Origin of the sequence: Sellimonas intestinalis, assembly GCF_001280875.1 — a bacterium.
Taxonomy (GTDB): Bacteria; Bacillota; Clostridia; order Lachnospirales; family Lachnospiraceae; genus Sellimonas; species Sellimonas intestinalis.
On the sequence record NZ_LGAJ01000003.1, the window covers coordinates 504607 to 523639 of the forward strand.

Annotated in this window: 17 protein-coding genes and 2 pseudogenes; all 19 read left to right on the top strand. The window is 45.2% G+C overall.

Annotated features, from left to right (window positions below):
* Positions 1 to 406 precede the first annotated feature (406 nt).
* On the top strand, positions 407 to 883 hold the full coding sequence (locus AOA56_RS03345) for an RNA polymerase sigma factor (protein ID WP_024732663.1): 477 nt from the start codon (positions 407 to 409) through the stop codon (positions 881 to 883).
* A 613-nt stretch (positions 884 to 1496) separates the two neighbouring features.
* A pseudogene (locus AOA56_RS03350) lies at positions 1497 to 1862 on the top strand (type II toxin-antitoxin system PemK/MazF family toxin).
* Between the two features lie 18 nt (positions 1863 to 1880).
* Complete coding sequence (locus tag AOA56_RS03355; protein ID WP_053768952.1) at positions 1881 to 2066, top strand: excisionase; 186 nt, start codon at positions 1881 to 1883, stop codon at positions 2064 to 2066.
* A gap of 181 nt (positions 2067 to 2247) precedes the next feature.
* Positions 2248 to 3447: pseudogene (locus tag AOA56_RS16700) on the top strand (integrase DNA-binding domain-containing protein).
* Positions 3448 to 3578: 131 nt separating this feature from the next.
* A complete protein-coding gene (locus AOA56_RS03365) occupies positions 3579 to 4049 on the top strand; it encodes a low molecular weight protein-tyrosine-phosphatase (RefSeq protein WP_053768953.1) in 471 nt (156 codons plus the stop codon).
* A 243-nt stretch (positions 4050 to 4292) separates the two neighbouring features.
* Positions 4293 to 5897, top strand: a complete 1605-nt coding sequence (pckA, locus tag AOA56_RS03370) for a phosphoenolpyruvate carboxykinase (ATP) (protein ID WP_024732655.1) — start codon at positions 4293 to 4295, stop codon at positions 5895 to 5897.
* A gap of 124 nt (positions 5898 to 6021) precedes the next feature.
* Entirely contained in the window at positions 6022 to 7116 is a 1095-nt protein-coding gene (gene fliB / locus AOA56_RS03375; RefSeq protein WP_053768954.1) for a flagellin lysine-N-methylase, read from the top strand.
* Positions 7117 to 7155: 39 nt separating this feature from the next.
* Positions 7156 to 7956, top strand: coding sequence for a GDSL-type esterase/lipase family protein (locus tag AOA56_RS03380; protein ID WP_048621846.1), 801 nt, complete (start codon positions 7156 to 7158; stop codon positions 7954 to 7956).
* Between the two features lie 3 nt (positions 7957 to 7959).
* Positions 7960 to 8451: a DUF4358 domain-containing protein gene (locus tag AOA56_RS03385; RefSeq protein ID WP_024732652.1), complete on the top strand. Its 492-nt coding sequence runs from the start codon at positions 7960 to 7962 to the stop codon at positions 8449 to 8451.
* Positions 8452 to 8470: 19 nt separating this feature from the next.
* Positions 8471 to 9862: an MBOAT family O-acyltransferase gene (locus AOA56_RS03390; protein WP_024732651.1), complete on the top strand. Its 1392-nt coding sequence runs from the start codon at positions 8471 to 8473 to the stop codon at positions 9860 to 9862.
* Positions 9863 to 9876: 14 nt separating this feature from the next.
* Positions 9877 to 11040, top strand: coding sequence for a DHHW family protein (locus AOA56_RS03395; RefSeq protein WP_048621845.1), 1164 nt, complete (start codon positions 9877 to 9879; stop codon positions 11038 to 11040).
* Positions 11041 to 11185: 145 nt separating this feature from the next.
* Positions 11186 to 11881, top strand: coding sequence for a UMP kinase (pyrH, locus tag AOA56_RS03400; RefSeq protein ID WP_024732650.1), 696 nt, complete (start codon positions 11186 to 11188; stop codon positions 11879 to 11881).
* Between the two features lie 24 nt (positions 11882 to 11905).
* Positions 11906 to 12457, top strand: coding sequence for a ribosome recycling factor (gene frr, locus AOA56_RS03405; RefSeq protein WP_053768955.1), 552 nt, complete (start codon positions 11906 to 11908; stop codon positions 12455 to 12457).
* A 70-nt stretch (positions 12458 to 12527) separates the two neighbouring features.
* Complete coding sequence (locus AOA56_RS03410) at positions 12528 to 13247, top strand: isoprenyl transferase (RefSeq protein ID WP_024732648.1); 720 nt, start codon at positions 12528 to 12530, stop codon at positions 13245 to 13247.
* Positions 13240 to 14082, top strand: coding sequence for a phosphatidate cytidylyltransferase (locus AOA56_RS03415; RefSeq protein ID WP_053768956.1), 843 nt, complete (start codon positions 13240 to 13242; stop codon positions 14080 to 14082). Before AOA56_RS03410 ends, AOA56_RS03415 begins: the two co-directional genes overlap by 8 nt.
* 30 nt (positions 14083 to 14112) lie before the next feature.
* On the top strand, positions 14113 to 15255 hold the full coding sequence (locus AOA56_RS03420; RefSeq protein ID WP_053768957.1) for a 1-deoxy-D-xylulose-5-phosphate reductoisomerase: 1143 nt from the start codon (positions 14113 to 14115) through the stop codon (positions 15253 to 15255).
* A gap of 8 nt (positions 15256 to 15263) precedes the next feature.
* Positions 15264 to 16298 (top strand): RIP metalloprotease RseP, encoded by a 1035-nt coding sequence (rseP, locus tag AOA56_RS03425; RefSeq protein WP_024732646.1) that lies wholly within the window; start codon positions 15264 to 15266, stop codon positions 16296 to 16298.
* A gap of 163 nt (positions 16299 to 16461) precedes the next feature.
* Positions 16462 to 17724: a peptidoglycan-binding protein gene (locus AOA56_RS03430; RefSeq protein WP_053768958.1), complete on the top strand. Its 1263-nt coding sequence runs from the start codon at positions 16462 to 16464 to the stop codon at positions 17722 to 17724.
* 69 nt (positions 17725 to 17793) lie between these two features.
* Positions 17794 to 19011 carry a transglutaminase domain-containing protein gene (locus tag AOA56_RS03435; RefSeq protein WP_053768959.1) on the top strand — a complete coding sequence of 406 codons (1218 nt, stop codon included), beginning with the start codon at positions 17794 to 17796 and terminating at the stop codon, positions 19009 to 19011.
* Positions 19012 to 19033 lie beyond the last annotated feature (22 nt).

The following is a 19033-nucleotide window of genomic DNA, read 5'->3' on the forward strand; positions in this document are numbered from 1 at the left end:
AATAAAAAAACGGTGTTTTGGGTGGGCTGTTTTGTTACGCTCAGATGAAAATTTGACCCTCTAAACCCGTTTAAGGTTTGGAGGGTTTTTATGTGTTGGTCTGAAATGACGGCACTGCTGCTTATCAGAAGCGGCAATTACATATAATACTTCAGCAATCTGCAAGGACATCTCGTTAAAAAAATCCTTGCGTGCTTACGGTACTCGTATAGCCGAAAAATAGAGGTTATATTTCTATATTATAGAATTGAATATTCTTATATCCGCTTAGATTACAAAATCTTTGCGGATTTTTTTGTGCCTTTTTTACTGGAACGCAGAATAAGTCAGCTTCTGGCGTTGGTTGCCGTTCGCCGCCCTATCAATCTGGATTTTTCAAATTTCAGATTGATAGGAGGAACAGACAATGGATGAAAAGCATCAAAATCGTAAAAAGGACAAGTACAATCCATATACATTGATTATTTTAGACGGGCGTTATTACCTCTCGTTTAAGGACAGTCGAGGTGCATTGCAGAGCATTGAGATTGATGAAGTACTGTATGAGTTGTTTAATCGCTTTGAGCTTGAGGATATATCATATTTCAACAAGCTAAGTAGGCATATTGAACATTCGGAGCTGACAGAAGCGTCATTGAATGAACGTGCGTTCTGCAAGCCGGAAAGTATTGAGGAAGAAGTATCAAGAAATATGGAATACGAGTTGTTACATAGAGTAATCGAAAAACTGCCCGAAGTACAACGGCGTAGATTGTTACTGTACTTTTTCGGTGAAATGACCTATGAGCAAATTGCAGCCATAGAGGGCTGTACGAAAAGAGCAGTCAAATTTAGTGTTGATATTGCTATTGAGAAGTTGAAAAAAGATTTTGGGACTTTTTAAATTTTACACTACACGAATTCTTTTTTAGTGAGCAAACAGGTGAAGGGGCATCACTCCCCCTTCACCTGTTTTCCTTTGTGTGGCGAAAACGGGATGGCTCCTTGACAACCGAATAATCATTCGCCAAATATTTTCTCTTTGTGATTGTGATGAGCATAAGCGTGTGCAGCGGTACGCCAAGACTTGCTAAAAAGCAGTGAGCGATATGAAAGGTGGTGAGCCATTCGTTACCGACTCAAAATATCGGGCAGCTCCCGATTTCGCCGTAACCCACAAAGAGGATAATGATACTCCCGTCCAGTCACAGTCCGAGTGGTAGCCAGTCCACCGCAGGCAATGAGGGCGGCTCTGTCAGAACGAGACAGTTGGGGGTGAAACTCCCGTGGCGTCAGTTCGCTGCTGACCGTTTGGTGACTTCCCTGCGTGATACAACGCATTGCATCTTCGGGGTGTCGAGGACAAATAGAGATGCTTCTATCATAAAGCCAAACACAAGGCGACTTATGGAAACAGAGTTTTGTTTTATGCTCTCCCGACCTAAATACTTCCTTGTGTTTGGCTGCCTACATAGGTGGAACACTCCTGCCTAAATTTAGATAGGAGGTCAAACACAATGGAAAAAACGATTAAGCGTGGCGATATTTACTACGCAGACTTAAATCCCGTTATCGGTTCGGAGCAAGGAGGTAAACGACCTGTACTTATCATTTCAAACGACATAGGCAATAAACACAGCCCTACGGTTATTGTGGCGGCAATTACGGGGAAAACACAGACAAAAGCAAAATTACCAACACATACTGAAGTAAAAAATGTTGAAGGACTTGACAGGGATTCTGTTATTCTACTTGAACAGATACGAACAATTGATAAACAGCGACTTAGGAATTAGATAGGTAAAATACCTGACAATGCAATGGCAAGGGTTGATAAGGCTCTTGTCATTAGTATTAAAATTTCCCATAGTAATCTGCTTTAAATTTATGAAGGAAAAGCAATGATAGAGCAGACACAGGTTGAAATAAAAGATAAATTCTGTCTTACGATTGATGAGGCATCTGTCTATTTTAATATAGGAGAAAAGAAATTAAGAAAGATTGTTGCAGATAATATAGATACAGGATTTATTATTCAGAATGGGGTGAAGTTTTTAATCAAGAGAAAACAGTTTGAAGTTTTTTAGAGGGTTTAACGGCTATTTGAATATTTTTGAATAAATTACAATGCAGGTAGCCTTGCGGATGAATACAAAGGATACTTTATTTTAAATGTTACTTTTATTTTTAAGATGGAAAAAGGGCTTCGCCTATGATATACTACGCTATATCGTGACGGGGCTCTTTTTGTATGAAAGGAGCATGAATATGAGCGGAAAAAGAAGGGACAGCAAAAATCGTATTCTCCGCAACGGAGAGAGCCAACGTCAAGACGGACGATACGCATTCAAATACATTGATGCCACAGGAAAACAGCAGTTTGTGTACAGTTGGAAACTGGAAAAGACGGATAAGACACCACAGGGAAAAAGGGATGATATTTCATTAAGAGAGAAAGAAAAACTGATATTGAAAGATATTGATGATGAGATAGTTCCCCGTGGTGGAGAAATGACCGTTCTGGAACTGGTGAAAAAGTATTTCTTACAGAAAACAGGCGTGCGGCACAATACAGAAGCCAACTATAAATTTGTAGTTAATATTATAAAAAAAGAAGTGTTTGGTAAGAAGCGAATCGACAAGGTGAAACTGTCGGACGCAAAATGCTGGCTTATCAAAATGCAGCGAGATGGGAGAGGTTACAGTTCCATTCATTCTATAAGGGGTGTTATAAGACCTGCATTCCAGATGGCAGTTGACGATGATTTGATACGCAAGAATCCGTTTGAGTTTCAGCTTGCCACCGTTGTCGTGAATGACAGCGTGACAAGAGAAGCTATTACAAGAAAACAGGAGCGAGCTTTCCTTGAATTTGTAGCACAGGACAAGCATTTTTGCAGATACTATGATGGAATCTATATTTTATTTTAAACAGGGCTTCGGATTTCTGAATTTGTAGGATTAACGCTGAATGACATTGATATGCAGAATAGAAAAATCAATGTCAACCATCAATTACAGAGAAAAAGGAATATGGAGTATGTGATTGAGAACACAAAGACCACAAGCGGTACAAGAGAAATTCCTATGTCAGACGAGGTATATGCTTGTTTTCAGCGAATTATCGAAAACAGGAAGAAAGTGAAAACTGAGCCTATGATAGATGGTAAATGTGGATTCCTGTATCTGGATAAAAATGATATGCCGATGGTAGCTCTGCATTGGGAGAAATACTTTCAACATATTTGCAAGAAGTACAACAGTATCTACAAAGTGCAGATGCCTAAAGTTACACCTCATGTATGTAGGCATACATTTTGTTTTAACATGGCAAAAAGCGGTATGAATCCGAAAACGCTCCAATACCTTATGGGACATTCTGATATTGGAGTGACAATGAATACCTATACGCACATCGGTTACGATGATGCGAAAGAGGAGTTGGAACGGATGACAAAAGTCGAGTAGTAAAATGGCATAATCTCTCTTAATTTACTACTTTTGAGGTAAAAGATATGCCAAGAACAGAGGATACCAATAGACGACAGGAAAAGCCGATAAATCAAGGAAATACAGCAAATATAAGGAGTTTTTGAGATATGATTAAAATACTATTCATCTGCCACGGCAATATTTGTCGTAGTACTATGTCCCAGTACGTTTTTCAGGACATGGTTCATAAAATAAACTTAACTGATTCATTTTACATTGATTCTGCCGCTACCAGCCGGGAGGAGATTGGCAATCCGGTTCACCACGGCACTCGCCATAAATTAAAGGAAGTCGGGATCCCGTGTGGGGATCACCGGGCACGTCAGATGAGAAGAGAAGATTACGATGCATTTGACTATATCATTGGAATGGATTCCTGGAATATTCGTAATATTGGACGGATTATCGGAAACAGCGATCCGGAGAGAAAGGTATTCCGGCTCCTGGATTTCACGGAGCGTAAAGGCGAGGATATTGCGGATCCGTGGTATACAGGTGATTTTGATACTACATACCGGGACGTAAGAGAAGGCTGCGAAGCGTTGCTTGCATGGATCTGCCAGGAAAATCACCTATAAGATGATTTCAGAAGAAAGTGTGTGAGCAGAGAATTTTAGGAGGATGGCATGGATTGTTAAAAAAATGACTAAATATCAAATCATTTTTCGGGCAAAATCTGTGCATATCGATAAAACGCGCTTTCCTGCGTTAAAATAGAAAAATTTTTAGTTGATTTCATTGACTTATCATGTATAATGGTAAAAGGGAGTCGTTGGATAAGATTTCCCGCAAAAAATGAAAGAAAAGAGGTTTGATGTAAGATGGCAGAAATGAATTTAAGCAAGTACGGCATTACTGGAACCACAGAGATTGTGCATAATCCTTCTTATGAATTGCTATTCGAAGAGGAGACAAAACCGGGTCTGGAAGGGTTTGAAAAAGGACAGGTGAGCGAGCTTGGCGCAGTCAATGTTATGACTGGTGAGTACACCGGGCGTTCCCCGAAAGACAAGTTCATTGTAATTGATGAGAATTCCAAAGATACAGTATGGTGGACCTCTGACGAATATAAAAATGATAATCATCCTGCTACACAGGAAGCGTGGGAGACAGTAAAGAAGATTGCCCTGGATGAGCTTTCTGGAAAGAAGCTTTACGTTGTGGACGCATTCTGCGGAGCAAACAAGGATACCCGTATGGCGATCCGCTTCATTATGGAAGTTGCATGGCAGGCACATTTCGTTACCAATATGTTTATCCAGCCTACGAAAGAGGAGCTTGAAGAGTTCGAGCCAGATTTCATCGTATATAATGCGTCCAAGGCGAAAGTGGAAAATTATAAAGAGCTTGGGCTGAATTCTGAGACGGCCGTTATGTTTAATATCACAAGCCGTGAGCAGGTTATTGTCAACACATGGTACGGCGGAGAGATGAAAAAAGGGATGTTCTCCATGATGAATTACTATCTGCCGCTTAAGGGAATTGCCTCCATGCATTGTTCTGCAAATACAGATATGAATGGTGAAAATACAGCGATTTTCTTCGGACTTTCCGGAACAGGAAAGACAACTCTTTCTACCGATCCTAAGCGTCTTTTGATCGGTGACGACGAGCATGGATGGGATGATAATGGAATCTTCAATTTTGAAGGTGGATGCTATGCGAAGGTCATCAATCTGGACAAGGAATCCGAGCCGGATATTTACAATGCGATCAAGAGAAATGCGCTTCTTGAGAATGTTACTCTTGATGCAGAGGGTAAGATTGATTTTGCGGATAAGAGTGTGACAGAAAATACTCGTGTTTCTTATCCGATCGATCACATTGAGAAGATTGTACGTCCGGTCTCCGCAGCGCCGGCAGCAAAGGAAGTAATCTTCCTGTCAGCAGATGCGTTTGGTGTACTTCCTCCGGTTTCCATTTTGACTCCGGAACAGACACAGTATTACTTCCTTTCCGGATTTACGGCAAAGCTTGCGGGTACAGAGCGTGGTATCACGGAGCCGACGCCGACCTTTTCCGCATGTTTCGGACAGGCATTCCTGGAGCTGCATCCGACAAAATATGCGGAAGAGCTTGTTAAGAGAATGGAGCAGAGCGGAGCGAAGGCATACCTTGTCAATACCGGATGGAACGGCACAGGAAAGCGTATCTCAATTAAAGATACACGTGGTATCATTGACGCAATTTTAAACGGTGATATTCTGAACGCACCGACAAAGAAGATTCCGTACTTTAATATTGAAGTACCGACAGAGCTTCCGGGTGTAGATACCAATATTTTGGATCCGAGAGATACCTATGCAGATGTTTCAGAATGGGAGACAAAGGCAAAGGATCTTGCACAGAGATTTATCCAAAATTTCCAGAAATACGAAGGAAACGAAGCGGGAAAAGCACTTGTCAGTGCAGGACCGCAGGCATAGAGAACGATTTGAAGTTACCGGGTGTGACAAAAGTTGCACCCGGTTTTTCCTGTCAAAGCTTTACAATGGGTCAGAAATCCGGTAAGATAAATAAATGTCGAATAAAGTAAAAAGAGGGGAACGTATGCTTTATATCAAGCCACATTTTTACGATCAATTTCACTGTATTGCAGACCGATGCCCGGACACCTGCTGCGCTGGATGGCAGATTCTGATTGATGAGGAATCTCTTGAAAAGTACAGCAGCATCGAGGGTGGATTTGGAAACCGGATGTTGACATCCATTGACTGGGAGGAGGGTGCGTTCTTGCAGTTTGACAGGAGGTGCAGCTTCCTGAATGAGGAGAAGCTCTGTGATCTCTACGAGGAGATGGGAGAGGAGTTTCTTTGCCGAACCTGTCGGGAGTATCCAAGACATACGGAGGAGTTTGAGAATGTGAGGGAGCTTTCCCTGTCCCTTTCTTGTCCGGAAGCGGCCAGGATTATTTTGGAATGTACGGAGCCGCTTATCTTCCTAAGCGAAGAGACAAAAGAGAAGGAGCCGGAACCGGATGAGAACTTTGACTTCCTGATGTATTCGATATTAAACGAGATCCGGGATTGGCTGTTCGCGACCGTACAGAACCGGAAGGAGCCTGTTTCTGTCCGCATGGAACGATGTCTGATAGCGGGGCAGGTATGCCAGAGGGCGCTGGAGGAGGGAAATCTGTTTGCGGTTGATGGGAGGCTTGCAGAGATTCAAAGTGCCGCCTGTTCAGGAGACAGTCTGGAATTCATAGAAAGGACAAGGTTTTTGGACGAGCTTCTTCGGATGGAATTTCTGCATCAGAGCTGGGAAGACGAGCTTTCTAAAGTGGCTGAAATTCTCTATAAGGATGGAGAGGCATCCTACCGGAAGATTGTGGAATCTTTTCTGTTTAAGAAGTGGGAACAGTACGGGGAGAATTTGATGATGTTTTTCTTCTATACCTATTTTTGCGGAGCAGTTTATGACGGTAGGATCGATACGAAAGTCAGCTTTGGTATCTATAGTACTGCTATGATTTATGACCTGTGTATGGCAAGATGGCTTCGACAGGGGGGAAGATTAGAAAAAGCGGATGTTTGGGAGTCTAGTTGGCGCTACGCCAGGGAGATCGAACACTCGGATGAGAATCTGGAAGCGCTGGAGCGTTATTTCCAATCCTTGTGTTGCGAAAGAGGGAGAAACCTCTTATAATACAAATAGAGTTTACGACAATACTAAGGGGATAAATACATGAAAAGTGCAAGAGAAAAAATTTTAAGACGACGGATCCTGATTGTGGCTCTTTGTGTGATTGCCATTATAATCGGGATCATTGTCTGTGTTCAGATAAAGAAAAGCCGCCCGGACGAATATAAGAAGAATCGTAAGCAACTGGAAAAACTGGAGCAAGTAGATATCTCCGATACAGAGAAGCAATGGGAGGCTCTGGAAGGAGCAAATCAAAAGACGGAGATTGATGCATCTAAGCGAAATCAATATGGAGTTGTGGAGCTTGACAGTGCGACGCTCAAGAAGGCCTTTGAAGGTGTTCTGGTCGTGGGAGATTCTTTCTCTGAGGCACTGGATGTGTATGGGATACTGGATGCAGGATCTGTTGTTTATAAGCGTGGAGCTTCTGTCAACGGGATTGATGAGCTGATCGAAAAAGTCATCTCTATGAAACCGTCTACTGTCATTATGGAGTTTGGCTGCAATGATTTGCAGATGTATAATTCCGACATCGATGGATTTATTGAAAAATATAAGTCTCAGATCCGGAAGATTAAGGACGCGCTTCCGGATACGATGATCTGTGTGAATTCCATTCTTCCGATGACGGAAGCAAGCATAAAGGAAAAAGCCGGCCGCGAGAAGCAGCCGCAGTATAATGAGGCAATTCAGAAGATGTGTGAAGATGAGGGATATCTTTACATCGACAGTTGTTTCATTGTAGAGGCTGACAGTAGCCTTTATGAGCAGGACGGAATCCATATGAAAAAGGCCTACTATGAACAGTGGCTATCTTATATTGTAGAAAAGGCGGGGCTTTAACTTATGAAAAAGAAAAGAAGAGATTGGAACGGGATGATTATCAAAGTCTGCTTTGCCGCATTTCTTCTTGTATATCTGGGAATTCTCTGTATGAGGGGATACGCAAAGGACGTATCCATTGGCGCAATGCACAAGGAGTTTGAAAGTGCAAAGCTTCTGGATGGAATGGATGAGGGAAAAGACAAGGATCTGCGGAGATACTTTGGAATAGATGGTAAGGAGTGTGATGGATATTTCTATTATAAAGCGGAGTCACCGATGGCAGTGGATGAGCTCCTTGTTCTGAAAGCCAAGAGTGCCCATGATGCCGAGCAGTTCGGGGAGGCTGTGGATACCCGCCTGGATAATCAACTGGAGAGTTTTGAAGGATATGGGGTCACGCAGAGCGCACAGTTGAAGAAGGCGTACGCACAGACGGAGGGAGTCTATGTGATCTATATGGCTGGAGACAGGGCGGACGACTGGAAAGCCGCTTTTGAAAGTGCGATAAAATAATTGGTGGAGGGAAAATGACATGCTTTTAAACAGTCTGAATTTTATATTTGCGTTTCTTCCGGTCGTTTTGATTTTGTTTTATGTTGTACCTGGGAAATGGAAAAATGTCGTGCTTGCCCTTTCCAGTATTTTTTTCTATGCCTGGGGTGAGCCGGTATATGTGGTGCTCATGCTGTTTAGCGCGGTACTGCATTATATGATGGGTATCGATATCGGAAGAAAGAGAAAGAGGAACCAAAGTGCGGTTCCATCCCTTGTATTCGTTGTCGTGATAGACGTGTTTATTCTGGGATTCTTTAAGTACTATGGTTTTTTAAGCGGGGCTGTCAATGAGTGGCTTGGAACCGGATTTTCTACGTCCGCTTTGTCGCTGCCGATCGGTCTTTCGTTCTATTCCTTTAAGAATCTTTCTTATATTATTGATGTTTACAAGAAGAAATGTGAGCCGGAGAGGGATCCGATTGCGTTTCTTGCTTATGCGTCGTTGTTTGCCTGTATGTCCGCAGGGCCGATTGTCCGGTATGCGGATATTCGGGAAGATTTATATACACACAATGTCTACATGTCCAGACTTGGAGAAGGAGCGAGGCGTTTTATTCTGGGACTGGCAAAGAAGGTGCTCCTGGCAGATCAACTCTCTATGATGATTTCTCAGATTCAGGATGCAGGGACGCCGATGTCTATGATGACGGCTTGGATTTATCTGTTTGCCTATACGATGCAGATTTTCTTCGATTTTTCCGGTTACTCGGATATGGCAATCGGGGTCGGCAAGATGCTTGGATTTGATTTTCAGGAGAACTTTGATTATCCGTATATTGCAAAAAGTGTGACAGAGTTCTGGAGAAGGTGGCACATGTCGTTGAGTTCATGGTTCCGGGATTATGTTTATATTCCGCTTGGGGGGAACCGTGTATCTGTTCCCGGACATCTCAGAAATATTCTGATTGTTTGGTGTCTGACAGGAATCTGGCACGGTGGAACGTTTAATTTTCCGCTCTGGGGACTTTATTACGGTGTCATTCTGATTTTTGAGAAATATGTATGGAAGAACCTGCTTTCAAGACTTCCGGGATGGGCGGCCAATCTATATACCATGCTTCTTGTAATGTTCGGATGGTTGATTTTTATGAACTCATCCCTGGATGCAGTGGGCAAAATCCTTGGAGCATTACTTGGATTTGGTGCCTCTTCTTTCATTGACCTGACAGCAGGCTACTATTTAAAGACAGGATTTCTCCTGTTTGCAGTCTGTATTCTTTCAGCGAGACCGGTTTTGAAAAAGTTTTCCGAGCGGTTTGTGGAGTCTTCCGCAATCACCACGGTTGTTGTATATCTGATTTTATTTTTACTCAGTATTGGAGGACTGGTATTTAATTCCTACCAGCCGTTCCTGTACATGCAGTTTTAAGGGAGGTGTCAGACATGAAGAAACCAGCATTTCCAACTGCATATTTTGTGGGATTTATGTTTGCCATTTTGGTTCTTATTCTTTCCCTTGTCAATCTCTTTTCCGGGACGAAGAAGATTTCGGAGACGGAGAACAGAGAGCTGGCGCAGAAGCCGGAGCTGACAGCAGAAGCCGTGGGGAATGGAAGTTATGCACAGCAATATCAGGAATACTTTAACGATCAGTTTGTGTTTCGGGATTCCTGGATCAAATTGAAGACTGGATTTGACCGTCTTCTCGGGAAAGTAGAAGAAAACGGAGTTTATATCGGAAAGAGCGGCTATCTGATTGAAAAATTTGACCGTCCGCAGCAGTCGGTAGTGAACCAGACATTGAAAGCAATGGAGAAATTTCAGAAGTCTTATAAGGACATCCACCATTATGTAATGATTGTTCCGACAGCTTCCGAGATTTTAAAGGACAAGCTTCCGGCTTTGGCTCTGACAGCGGATCAGGGTTCCTATATCGATCAGGCATACCAGACACTGACAGGGGCAGGATTGACGACAGTGGACGTAGAAAGTACGTTTCGGAAAAACACGGAACAGCAGCTATATTATAAGACGGATCACCACTGGACGACGTCCGCTGCATATCTTGCATTCCAGAAATTTGCCGAGCTTGCCGAGCTTGACACGTCCGCTCTGACATATGAAAAGATCCCGGTGACGGATCAGTTCCAGGGGACGCTTTCCGCAAAGAGCGGCTGTCGAACGGGTATGAAAGAGAAAATAGATGTATTTCTTCCGAAGAAGAATGAAAATACGACACAGGAACAGGTTTCGTCCATTGTGGAATATACGGATGAGCAGAAAAAGACGGGCAGCTTTTATAATACCGATAAGCTGGATCAAAAAAATGCGTACGAAGTCTTTTTCGGCGGAAACCATGGCTTGTTAAAGATCAAGACACCAACGACAGAAAACAAGCGTCTGCTTGTATTCAAGGATTCTTACGCCAACTGTTTCCTCCCGTTTCTGGCTCCGTACTACAGGGAGATCGTAGTGGTGGATCCGCGGTATTATTATGGTGATATTCAGGAGTTGATGGATACAGAAGAAATCAATGAGGTTCTGTATCTGTACAGTGCGGACACGTTTTTTGCGGATACTTCCTTTGCTGCATTGACAGAAGAATAGTCGGAAAAACAAAAAGGCGGAGCGTTCCGTTAAAGTGTGTCCGGATTCCGGTGGAAAATGCAAATTGACACAAGGTAGTGATCCAGATATAATAAAAGATAGAATACGGGCCGGGGGAAACGGCTCGGGAGAAGGAGTTCATACCATGAAAAGAGTATTGCTAAAACTGAGCGGAGAGGCTCTTGCAGGCGATAAAAAGACAGGCTTTGACGAGGCGACTTGCCTTGAAGTGGCAGGCCAGGTGAAAAAGCTGGTGGATCAGGGTATTCAGATTGCCATTGTGACAGGCGGCGGAAATTTCTGGAGAGGACGTACAAGTGAGACGATTGACCGGGTGAAGGCAGACCAGATCGGTATGCTTGCCACGGTAATGAACTGCATTTATGTTTCTGAGATTTTTCGTTATGCGGGGATGGATACCGAAGTGTTCACACCATTTACCTGCGGTGCATTTACAACACTTTTTTCCAAGGACGCAGCAGTGAAGGCGCTTGAGACGGGCAAGGTTATTTTCTTTGCGGGAGGAACCGGACATCCGTATTTCTCCACAGATACCGGAGCTGTACTCAGAGCGATTGAGATTGAGGCAGATGCGATGCTGCTTGCCAAAGCGATTGACGGCATCTATGACAGTGACCCGAAAGTGAATCCAGAGGCGAAGAAGTACGATGAGATTTCCATTCAGGAGATCATTGACAAGAAGCTGATGGCAGTCGATCTGACAGCGTCCATCATGTGCCTGGAGCATAAGATGCCGATGCTGGTGTTCGGTTTGAATGAGGAGAATAGTATTGTCAATACTATGAGCGGGAAATTTACAGGAACGAAAGTGACTGTTTAAGAGAGAGGACAGGAGGAACGATTTATGCATGAACAATTAAAAGTATACGAAGAGAAGATGCAGAAGACCATGAAGAGTCTGGACAGCGACTTGGCGGCAATTCGTGCCGGGAGAGCGAATCCTCACATTCTGGACAGGCTGACGGTGGATTACTATGGGATACCGACTCCGATTCAGCAGGTGGCGAATGTATCCGTACCGGAGGCGCGGATGATTCAGATTCAGCCGTGGGAGAAGAGTATGTTAAAGGAGATTACCAAAGCGATCCAGACGTCGGATATCGGAATCAATCCGACCAATGACGGACAGGTGATACGCCTTGTATTTCCAGAGCTGACAGAGGACCGGCGTAAAGAGCTTGCAAAAGATGTAAAGAAAAAAGGTGAGCAGGCGAAGGTTGCGATCCGCAATATCCGCAGAGATGGTAACGACGCATGTAAGAAGTTAAAAGGCACAGAAATCTCGGAGGACGAGATCAAAGATATGGAAGACGAACTTCAGAAAATGACGGATAAGTACATCAAAGAAGTCGACAGTGCAGTAGAAGCCAAGACGAAAGAAGTTATGACCGTATAAGAAGATAACAAGAGCAGAGCAAGGAGGGAATTCCTTCTTGCTCTTATGTATGTGTCAAGGAGGAGAAAGGATGAAGATACCGCAGCACGTCGCCATTATTCTGGACGGAAACGGGAGATGGGCGAAAAAGAAAAATATGCCTCGCAATTACGGACATGCCCAGGGGAGCAAGAACGTGGAGAGGATCTGTGAGATTGCCTACAAGATGGGGATCAAATATTTGACGGTCTATGCATTCTCCACGGAGAACTGGAGCCGCCCGTCGGACGAGGTCAATGCGTTGATGAAGCTTCTGCGAAATTATATGAAGACCTGTCTGAAGACCGCAGAGAAAAACCGGATGCGGGTTCGGGTCATCGGAGATAAGACCGGGCTGGATGATGATATCCGGACGCGGATCGAGGAGCTTGAGGAGGCTTCTGCCGGAAATGATGGGCTGAATTTCCAGATCGCCATCAATTACGGCAGCCGGGATGAGATGGTGCGTGCCATCAGACGGATGGCGTCAGACGTTCGAGAGGGAACAGTGAATCCTGAGGAGATTGATGAGACACTGTTTGAGACGTATCTGGATACTCATGGGATTCCGGATCCGGATCTTCTAATCCGTACAAGCGGAGAGCTTCGGCTGTCCAACTATCTTCTCTGGCAGATGGCGTACACGGAATTTTATTTTACGGACGTTCTGTGGCCGGATTTTACAAAAGAGGAATTAGAAAAGGCAATTCTGCAATATAATAAAAGAGAGCGTAGATACGGAAAGGTAAAGGAGGAAGAGGCGGATGTTTAAGACAAGGCTTTTGAGTGGGATTCTGCTTGTGGTGATTGCTCTTGCCACGATTATTCCCGGGAATGATATATTGCTTGCTCTACTTCTTCTGGTCAGCCTGATCGGAATGAGCGAGCTTTATAAAGTACGGAATCTGCACGTCTCGCTTCCTGGTATTGTGGGATATGCTGCTGCCGCCGCCTGTTACGTGCTGATCCGTCTCCAGGTGAAAGGATCAGGAGAGAGCGAAGTACTTGCTTTTTTTGACAGACAGGGACTTGGGCTTTTGGTGATTGCGATTTTGATCATCTTGATGGCAGTCTATGTCTTTTCCTATCCTAAATATGTGGCGGAAGAAATGATGCTCGTCTTTTTTGGGATTTTCTATGTGGCGCTGATGTTGTCCTATGTTTATCAGACACGAATGATTCCGGAAGAAGGTGTCTATCTGGTGTGGCTGGTATTTCTTTCTTCCTGGGGATGCGACACCTGTGCTTACTGTGTGGGTATGTTGATTGGAAAGCATAAGATGTCTCCGAAACTGAGTCCGAAGAAATCTGTGGAGGGCGCTGTCGGAGGCGTTGTGGGAGCAGCGCTTCTGGGAGCAGTGTATGCGGCGGCAGTCAGCCATTTCGGGGATGCGTCTGCAAGTCCCGTAGTGTATGCGGTGATCTGTGGAGCCGGAGGACTGATCTCTATGGTCGGAGACCTGGCGGCGTCCGCCATCAAGAGAAATCATGAAATCAAGGATTATGGAAAACTGATTCCGGGACACGGCGGGATTTTGGACCGGTTTGACAGCGTGATTTTCACGGCGCCGATCATCTACTATCTGAGTGTATTTTTTATGATATAAATAGGCTTTATACAGATCAGGAGAAATAATATGAAGAAAATAGCTATTTTAGGATCTACAGGTTCTATCGGGACACAGACTCTCGAGGTGGTGCGTGAGAATGGGGATATCGAGGTCATTTCCCTTGCGGCAGGTTCTAATACAGAGCTTCTCGAGCAGCAGGTGCGGGAATTTCATCCTCAGGTTGTCTGTGTCTACGAGGAGGAGAAGGCACGGGAGTTCCGGGAGCGGTTAAAAGACGTAGCAGTCCGGATTGTTACAGGAATGGACGGCCTGATTGAGACTGCTTGTGTTCCGGAGGCGGAAATTGTGGTCACGGCAGTTGTCGGCATGATAGGAATCCGCCCCACCATTGCGGCCATCGAGGCGGGGAAAGATATTGCCCTTGCCAATAAAGAGACCTTGGTGACAGCAGGACATTTGATTATCCCCCTTGCCAGGGAAAAAGGGATACGGATTCTTCCGGTGGACAGTGAGCACAGCGCTATTTTTCAGTCTCTGCAGGGAAATGCGGGAAATCGGATTCAAAAGATTTTGCTGACTGCTTCCGGAGGACCGTTCCGTGGGAAAAGGGAAGAAGATCTGTTAAACGTCAAAGTGGAAGATGCTTTGAAGCATCCGAACTGGTCTATGGGAAGGAAGATTACGATCGATTCTTCTACCATGGTCAATAAGGGACTGGAAGTCATTGAGGCAAAATGGCTGTTCGATGTAGAGATAGACAATATTCAGGTTGTTGTACAGCCGCAGTCTGTCATCCATTCGATGGTAGAATATGAAGATGGTTCCGTGATCGCCCAGCTTGGCACACCGGATATGAAGCTCCCGATCCAGTATGCGCTTTATTATCCTCAGAGACGTTATTTGCTAGGAGATCGCTTAGATTTCTGGAGTCTTACTCACCTGGACTTTGAAAAGCCGGATATGGACACCTTTTACGGACTTTCTCTTGCCTATGAGGCAGGCAGAACCGGAGGCAGCTTGCCGACCGTGTTCAATGCGGCCAATGAACTGGCGGTAGCCATGTTTTTAAACAGAGAGATTACTTACCTGGAAATCGTGGAGATCATCGAGGACTGTATGCGGGCACATCACAATATCAAGTCCCCGTCCTTGGAACAGATCCTTACGGCAGAACAGGAAACTTATGAACGAATTCGCAGCAGGAGGTAAAACAGGATTTGGGAATTATTCTTGCAATTATCATATTCGGATTTATCGTCTTTATCCATGAGCTGGGGCACTTCTTACTGGCAAAGTTCAATGGGATTGAAGTGCAGGAGTTTTCGATCGGAATGGGTCCGAAGCTTTTCGGATTTCAGAGAAAGGAAACGCTCTACTCGATTCGGGTGCTTCCTCTTGGGGGGTTCTGCGCCATGGGAGAGGACGAAAGCGATGCCGGTGAATCCGTGGGGAATTTCAATGAAAAATCTCCGTGGCGACGTATCAGTGTCATTGCGGCGGGACCGGTCTTTAATTTTGTGCTGGCGTTGATTGGCGCTATCATTATTACGGCGTGGATCGGTGTCGACAGACCGGTAGTATCTTCGATAGAAGCGGGTTATCCGGCAGCCGAGGCCGGTATGCAGGCAGGAGACGTGATTACACAGATTAATGGAAAGAAGATTCACCTATTTCGGGATATTACCACCTTTAACCAGTTCCACCAGAAGGAAGAGATCGATTTGACTTATGAACGGAACGGTAAGGAGACGACGGTTCACCTAAAGCCTCAGTGGGATGAAAAGTATGGGATGTACCGTTACGGTTACAGCGGAGGGGCTTACACTAAAGCCGGGGTACTGGAGACGATCCGCTATGGTGGTTCCGTGGTCCGTTACTGGATCAGTACGACTCTGGAAAGCTTAAAGATGCTTGTCACGGGGCAGATCGGCATGGAAAGTATGTCCGGACCGGTAGGAATCGTGGATGTCGTTCAAGACACTTACAATCAGAGCAAAAGCGGAGGAGCGGCGCTTGTATTCCTCAATATGCTCAATCTGATGATTTTACTCTCAGCAAACCTGGGTGTGATGAATCTGCTTCCGATCCCGGCACTAGACGGTGGACGTCTGGTTTTTTTGGTGATCGAAGTGATCCGCGGCAAGCGGGTGCCGCCGGAGAAAGAGGGCTATGTTCATATGATTGGCATGGTTTGCTTGTTGCTTTTGATGGTATTCGTCATGTACCATGATATTCAAAGAGTTTTTTTCTGATGGGAAATATGGGATAGGATAACGGGAGCGTCATTTTGTGGTGGCATCCCGTTTTTTTATTTCATAGAAAATTTACCTCTTTTACAACGTGAATTTTATGACATGTTTTTTGGATTCCACACATATTCTGATGATAAGAGAACTGTGACAGGGTGATGATAAAATGAGCACATTATATCATATGCAGGAAAACAACATCGATAAAGGAAGGCTAAAAATACAGATTACTTCGGAGGCAACTGCGTTTCCGGTAGAGGACGCCAGTGTGCGGATTTCCTATACCGGAGTACCAGAGAATACACTGGAGATGGTTTCCACCGATTCATCCGGGCAGACTGAGACGCTGGAGCTTGCGGCGCCTCCGGTAGAGTACAGCCTCGATGAACGGCAGGAGGAACAGCCGTACTCCGAGTATACGCTGGAAGTGACAGCTCCGGGATTTGAGCCTATCCAGATTGCGGGGACAGAGATCCTCTCTGGGGTGACGGCTCTTCAAAACATCCGTCTTCTTCCGATTACGCGGGAAGAAGGAGAGCAGGTGTATGTGATCCCGGCTCACACGCTGTTCGGCAATTATCCGCCGAAAATTCCAGAGGCAGAGATCAAACCGGTGAATGAGACGGGAGAGATTGTATTAAGTCGGGTGGTGGTACCGGAATATGTCGTGGTACACGACGGATCGCCGCGGGACACCACGGCTCTCAATTACTATGACCGCTATAAGGATTACATCAAGAATGTCGCTTCCAGCGAAATCTATGCTACCTGGCCTGTGGAGGCAATCAAGGCCAACGTCCTTGCCATTATGTCCTTTACGTTAAATCGGGTGTATACGGAATGGTATCGGAATCAGGGATTTGATTTCACGATTTCTTCCTCTACAGCCTTTGACCATAAGTGGATTCCCAGGCGCAATATCTACGATACGATTTCTTCTGTGGTGGATGATTTGTTTGCTTCTTATCTGTCAAGGCCGAATGTCCGCCAGCCGATTCTGACGCAGTACTGTGATGGAAAGCAGGTGTCATGTCCCGGCTGGATGACCCAATGGGGATCCAAGAGTCTGGCGGATCAGGGATACACGGCGATTCAGATCCTGCGCTCTTTCTATGGAAGTGATATGTACATCAACACGGCCCAGGAGATCTCAGGAGTCCCGGCGTCGTGGCCAGGATATACACTGGAGAATGGTTCTACTGGAGACAAGGTGCTTCAGATGCAGGAGCAGCTTAATGTCATTGCAGGTGCTTATCCTGCTATCCCGAAAGTAGATGCGGACGGCGTCTATGGGCCGAGAACTGAGGCTTCGGTGCGGAAATTCCAGGAAGTCTTCGGACTGCCGCAGACCGGAAAGGTAGACTACCGGACCTGGTATAAGATTTCGGAAGTCTATGTCGGCGTATCCCGTATTGCAGAACTGGTATAAAGTTCTGGTTGCGCCGAAGGCTGGGATATATCTATAATAGAAAGTAAAGGATGAGTTACGGAGATTAGCATGAGAAGAAGAGAAAACAGATTCTTAAAAGGATGCGTAGTTCTGTGCGCGATTTTGATTCTGGCAGTTGCAACAGGTATTGTTGGAATGTTAAAGGATACCGGCTTTGTGTCCAAAGAGAAGCTCACTTTTTTCACAGAACAGGCGGCGCCGGTGGTAAAGACACGGGAGGTTCCCGCCGGGGAAGTAGAGGAGAAATTTTATTATCAGACATTAAATGAAGAGGAAAAAAGAGTTTATGAGACGATTCTTCAGGGAATCAGGGAGAATCAGAAGGGAATCGATGTACCGATGACTGAGGCCAAGCGGGTGAATCAGATCTTCCAGTTTGTTCTGAACGATTTTCCGGACATTTTCTGGTGCAGCGGTGCTGCGGAGACGACAGCCTATCAGATTCCGGAGGGCGGATATGCACAGATCTGTCCGGAGTACACCTATGAAGGAGAGACGAAGGAGCAGATGCAGAGAAAAATCAATGCAGAAACTGAGGCGTTTCTTGAACAGATGCAAGAGATCCAGTCGGCATCGGAGTACGACAGAATCAAGTATGTGTATGAATATGTGATCCGGACTGTAGATTATGTGGCGGATGCCAGAGACAGTCAGAATCTTTTCAGCGCACTTGTGGGAAAAGAATCCGTTTGTGCCGGATATGCCAGGGAGACCCAGTATCTTCTGGAGAAGCTCGGCGTATTCTGCACCTATGTGACCGGGACGACAAGGGGACAGCCCCATGCGTGGAATCTGGTTCGGTGCGAGGGCAATTACTACTATGTCGATACAACATGGGGGGATCCGGTATTCCTGCAAAGCGATCCAAGCGAGATTTCTGAAGCCCAGCAGATTCAGTACGATTATCTCTGCTGCAATGAGGAAGAGCTTTTCCGGACCCATGAGCTGGACGGGGAAGTCACGATGCCGTCCTGTACTTCCCTTCAGGACAATTACTACGTACGGGAAGGGTGCTATTATCAGCGATTTGACAAAGAGCGGATGAGAAAACAGCTAAACACCGAGATTTCTGCCGGAAAAGAAGTTTCGGTTTTTAAGTTTTCCGGGAAGGCAGCCTATGAGGAATCCAGGGAGATACTTTTAAACAATCTGATCCGTGAGGGGGCTTCGAATCTTGCAGCCTGGTATCAGCTCTCCAGTGCAAGGTATTCCTATCAGGATGACGAGGTGCTGTATAAGATCACCGTGTACTGGCAGTATGAATAAGAGCATGGCTGAATAGTTTGTA